General features: G+C 75.4%; 1 pseudogene. It reads left to right on the forward strand.

What is annotated here, in order from left to right:
* Positions 1-127 (forward strand): annotated as a pseudogene (locus JHD73_RS29465) (GGDEF domain-containing protein); the annotation flags it as partial.
* Positions 128-301: the final 174 nt, after the last annotated feature.

Consider the following 301-nt stretch of genomic DNA (forward strand, 5'->3'; position numbering starts at 1 on the left):
CGATCACCTGACCGGTATGCTCGCGCGCCAGCGCTTCTTCGAGCTGGGCAGCTTTGCGGTGGAGCGCGCCCAGCACCATGCGGAGCCGCTGTGTGCGCTGTACCTCGACGTCGACCACTTCAAGGCCTGTCTCTTATACACATCTCCGAGCCCACGAGACATGGCGCCTGATCGCGTATGCCGTCTTCGGCTGGAAAAGGGGGGGGGGGGGGGGGGGGGGGGGGGGGGGGGGGGGGGGGGGGGGGGGGGGGGGGGGGGGGGGGGGGGGGGGGGGGGGGGGGGGGGGGGGGGGGGGGGGGGG

Source organism: Ralstonia sp. ASV6, from assembly GCF_016429285.1.
GTDB lineage: Bacteria > Pseudomonadota > Gammaproteobacteria > Burkholderiales > Burkholderiaceae > Ralstonia > Ralstonia flaminis.